At 27.9% G+C, this 4,512-nt stretch carries 5 protein-coding genes and 1 pseudogene; 3 read left to right on the forward strand and 3 right to left on the reverse strand.

From position 1 onward, the window contains the following. From EXC48_RS04815 to EXC48_RS04825, 3 genes and pseudogenes are all read left to right on the forward strand, one after another. Window positions 1-410 (forward strand): annotated as a pseudogene (locus EXC48_RS04815) (M13 family metallopeptidase); the annotation flags it as partial. Between the two features lie 43 nt (window positions 411-453). Continuing rightward, window positions 454-789, forward strand: a complete 336-nt coding sequence (locus tag EXC48_RS04820) for a hypothetical protein (RefSeq protein ID WP_235666647.1) — start codon at window positions 454-456, stop codon at window positions 787-789. Beyond that, a complete protein-coding gene (locus EXC48_RS04825) occupies window positions 783-1,739 on the forward strand; it encodes a M13-type metalloendopeptidase (RefSeq protein ID WP_223216288.1) in 957 nt (318 codons plus the stop codon). The genes EXC48_RS04820 and EXC48_RS04825 overlap by 7 nt, the downstream gene beginning before the upstream one ends. Window positions 1,740-1,778: 39 nt before the next feature. Here EXC48_RS04825 and EXC48_RS05040 read toward each other — a convergent pair whose 3' ends face one another. The 3 genes from EXC48_RS05040 to EXC48_RS00345 all read right to left on the reverse strand — a co-directional run. Then, complete coding sequence (locus EXC48_RS05040) at window positions 1,779-1,904, reverse strand: hypothetical protein (protein WP_268814398.1); 126 nt, start codon at window positions 1,902-1,904, stop codon at window positions 1,779-1,781. 301 nt (window positions 1,905-2,205) lie between these two features. Next, window positions 2,206-3,819 (reverse strand): M13 family metallopeptidase, encoded by a 1,614-nt coding sequence (locus EXC48_RS00340; RefSeq protein WP_223216289.1) that lies wholly within the window; start codon window positions 3,817-3,819, stop codon window positions 2,206-2,208. Between the two features lie 12 nt (window positions 3,820-3,831). Then, on the reverse strand, window positions 3,832-4,512 hold a 681-nt coding region (locus tag EXC48_RS00345; protein ID WP_465124825.1), incomplete at its 5' end, for an elongation factor 4 family protein.

Raw genomic sequence — 4,512 nt, forward strand, 5'->3', positions numbered from 1 at the left:
AGCTAGGTTGAGAACCAGTCAAAAAATATCTTAATACATTGGAAAAAATTTCATCATTTAAAGAACTTTTTTCAAAAGGACGTGATTTTTGAATTCAATATGGAGCTTTACCTTTATCAATTGATATTTTTGAAGACTTTGTTGATAATACTAAAAGAATTATTTGAATTTCAAACCCTGAAATATCCATTTTGCCTTCAAAAGAAACATATCAAAATCAAGAAGCTTCTAAATTAATTGAAGCATGAAAGAAAATGGTTAATGACCTATTATTAAGTTATGGAAAAACTCAAACACAGTCAGAAAAATTAATTAATCAAGCAATTGAATTTGATCAACTTTATAAGGATTTTTTATTAAGCTCAGTTGAATGAGCTAATTATGTGGCTTTATATAATTTAAAAGAATAGTGAAATTAAAAAAATTTCACATAAATTTGATATTCCTAAAATTTTGAATGATTTTGTAAAGAGAGATGTTTCAAATGCATCAGTAATTAATTCAAACTTTTTTGCAAACTTCGACAAAATATTTAGTGATGAAAATTTTGAAGGTTATAAAGCACTTATGTTTATTAAAAATCTTCTTGGTACAACTTCAATGTTGAGCGAGGAAATAAGAATTAAAGCTAATGAATTTAAAAAAGTTTTATATTCAATAGACCGTTCACGTAGTTTAGAAGATTATGCATTTGATATGACTAATGTATTTTTTGGAATGCCATTAGGAATGTATTATGCAAATGAATTTTTGGTAAAAAAGCAAAACAAGATGTTGAACATATGGTAGCTAATATGATTCAAATTTATAAAAATAGATTACATCAAAACACTTGATTATCTCAAACAACAATTCAAAAAGCAATTACAAAATTATCAAGTATTGAAGTTATGGTAGGATTTCCGGAAGTTATTAGACCTTACTATACTAATTTCAAGGTAAAAACATATGAACAAGGTGGAACTTTATTTGAAAATGCATCTAATTTTAATAAAATTATTGCAGAATATAAAATTTCTTTATATCTTAAAGATGAAGATCGTAGATTTTGAGGAATGTCACCTGCAACTATAAACGCTTATTATAATCCAAATAAAAATCAAATCGTATTCCCTGCAGCAATTTTAGCTTGACCTTTTTATCAATTAGATAGAGTTTCATCTGCTAACTACGGCGGGATCGGTGCTGTTATAGCGCATGAAATTTCACATGGATTTGATAATAACGGTGCTCAATTCGATGAAAAAGGGTCACTAAATAATTGATGAACTGATTCAGATCGTAAAGAATTTGAATTAAGAACAAAAAAGGCAATTGAATTATTTGATGGCAAGGAAACTGAATTTGGAAAAGTTAATGGAAAATTAACTGTTTCTGAAAATATTGCTGATCTAGGCGGATTTGAGTGTGCGCTTGAAGCTGCTAAATTAGAATCTGATTTTGATGCTAAGTCATTTTTTGAATCTTGAGCGACAATTTGACGTTCAAAATACAAAGAAGGTGCAGCAAAAAGGTTACTTGAAACAGATGTTCATTCACCTACAAAAATAAGAGCGAATGTAGTGTTATCAAATAGTGAATTATTCGCTCAAACATACGATATTCAACCTGAAGATAAAATGTACTTAGACCCCAAAAAAAGAGTAAAATTTGATAGTGAAGTAGAAAAATGAAAAAAGAGATTCATTATTATATTTTTGAAGATGATGATTTTAAGGAAATTTTATCACAGGAATTAGATCATATAAGTAAGGAATACTCTGATGATACAGTTTTAATTAATAATGTATTGAATTAGAAAAGTATATAAAGATGTATTCATTACTTATATGATCTAATTCCTGTGATAAAATTTCCTTAAAATCATCATCTTCAAAAATATAATAATGAATCTCTTTTTTCATTTTTCTACTTCACTATCAAATTTTTACTCTTTTTTTGGGGTCTAAGTACATTTTATCTTCAGGTTGAATATCGTATGTTTGAGCGAATAATTCACTATTTGATAACACTACATTCGCTCTTATTTTGTAGGTGAATGAACATCTGTTTCAAGTAACCTTTTTGCTGCACCTTCTTTGTATTTTGAACGTCAAATTGTCGCTCAAGATTCAAAAAATGACTTAGCATCAAAATCAGATTCTAATTTAGCAGCTTCAAGCGCACACTCAAATCCGCCTAGATCAGCAATATTTTCAGAAACAGTTAATTTCCATTAACTTTTCCAAATTCAGTTTCCTTGCCATCAAATAATTCAATTGCCTTTTTTGTTCTTAATTCAAATTCTTTACGATCTGAATCAGTTCATCAATTATTTAGTGACCCTTTTTCATCGAATTGAGCACCGTTATTATCAAATCCATGTGAAATTTCATGCGCTATAACAGCACCGATCCCGCCGTAGTTAGCAGATGAAACTCTATCTAATTGATAAAAAGGTCAAGCTAAAATTGCTGCAGGGAATACGATTTGATTTTTATTTGGATTATAATAAGCGTTTATAGTTGCAGGTGACATTCCTCAAAATCTACGATCTTCATCTTTAAGATATAAAGAAATTTTATATTCTGCAATAATTTTATTAAAATTAGATGCATTTTCAAATAAAGTTCCACCTTGTTCATATGTTTTTACCTTGAAATTAGTATAGTAAGGTCTAATAACTTCCGGAAATCCTACCATAACTTCAATACTTGATAATTTTGTAATTGCTTTTTGAATTGTTGTTTGAGATAATCAAGTGTTTTGATGTAATCTATTTTTATAAATTTGAATCATATTAGCTACCATATGTTCAACATCTTGTTTTGCTTTTTTACCAAAAAATTCATTTGCATAATACATTCCTAATGGCATTCCAAAAAATACATTAGTCATATCAAATGCATAATCTTCTAAACTACGTGAACGGTCTATTGAATATAAAACTTTTTTAAATTCATTAGCTTTAATTCTTATTTCCTCGCTCAACATTGAAGTTGTACCAAGAAGATTTTTAATAAACATAAGTGCTTTATAACCTTCAAAATTTTCATCACTAAATATTTTGTCGAAGTTTGCAAAAAAGTTTGAATTAATTACTGATGCATTTGAAACATCTCTCTTTACAAAATCATTCAAAATTTTAGGAATATCAAATTTATGTGAAATTTTTTTAATTTCACTAATATCTTTTAAATTATATAAAGCCACATAATTAGCTCATTCAACTGAGCTTAATAAATAATCCTTATAAAGTTGATCAAATTCAATTGCTTGATTAATTAATTTTTCTGACTGTGTTTGAGTTTTTCCATAACTTAATAATAGGTCATTAACCATTTTCTTTCATGCTTCAATTAATTTAGAAGCTTCTTGATTTTGATATGTTTCTTTTGAAGGCAAAATGGATATTTCAGGGTTTGAAATTCAAATAATTCTTTTAGTATTATCAACAAAGTCTTCAAAAATATCAATTGATAAAGGTAAAGCTCCATATTGAATTCAAAAATCACGTCCTTTTGAAAAAAGTTCTTTAAATGATGAAATTTTTTCCAATGTATTAAGATATTTTTTGACTGGTTCTCAACCTAGCTCTGCTCTTTTTTGATCATCTAAAAGCATTGAATAATACTTTACATATTCATGTATTAATGGATCATTAGGAAGAGTTTTTGAGTACTTATATCAACCATTAATAGTATCTTTCAATAACTTCTCGAGTTTTATATCCATCTCAACAAATGAACCTATTTGAGAACGATCCTCAGGAATTTTAGCTTGTTTTAATCAGTCATGATTTATAGCATCATAATAATCATTTTTTAAATTCTTTTGCATATATTTCTCCTCTTATTTCTTTTGATCTATATTCGTTTTAAGAATTGATAAAAATGCTTCTTGCGGCACTTCTATACTTCCTAACTTTTTCATTCTTTTCTTGCCTTCTTTTTGTTTTTTAAGAAGTTTTTGTCGTCTAGTAACATCTCCACCATAAAGTTTGGCAGTAACATCTTTACGATAAGCTTTAATTGTTTCCCTTGCAATGATTTTTCCGCCAATTGTAGCTTGAACTGGTACTTCAAAGTTTTGTCTTGGAATAGCGTCTTTTAATTTAACACATAACTCTCTAGCATTTTCATAGGCTCTATCACGATGGGTAATCATTGAAAATGCATCAACTTTATCACCATTCAATAAAATATCAACTTTGACAAGATCACTTTCACGATATCCAATTCATTCATATTCAAATGAAGCATATCCCTTTGTTGAAGATTTCAAACGATCAAAGAAATCGAAAATTGTTTCAGCAAGCGGCAACTCATAAACAACTGAACTTCTCTTTGAATCGATCATCTCTAAGGATTTATAAATTCCCCTCTTATTTTGACAAAGCTCCATTACATTTCCGATATATTCATTTGGAATAAAGATATGAGCTTCTACATATGGTTCTTCAATTTTTTCGATATAAGTTCTATCTGGTAAAAGAGTTGGATTTGCAATCATTTGAATTTCATTATTTGTTAA

This window comes from Mycoplasmopsis cynos (assembly GCF_900660545.1).
Classification (GTDB): domain Bacteria; phylum Bacillota_I; class Bacilli_A; order Mycoplasmatales; family Metamycoplasmataceae; genus Mycoplasmopsis; species Mycoplasmopsis cynos.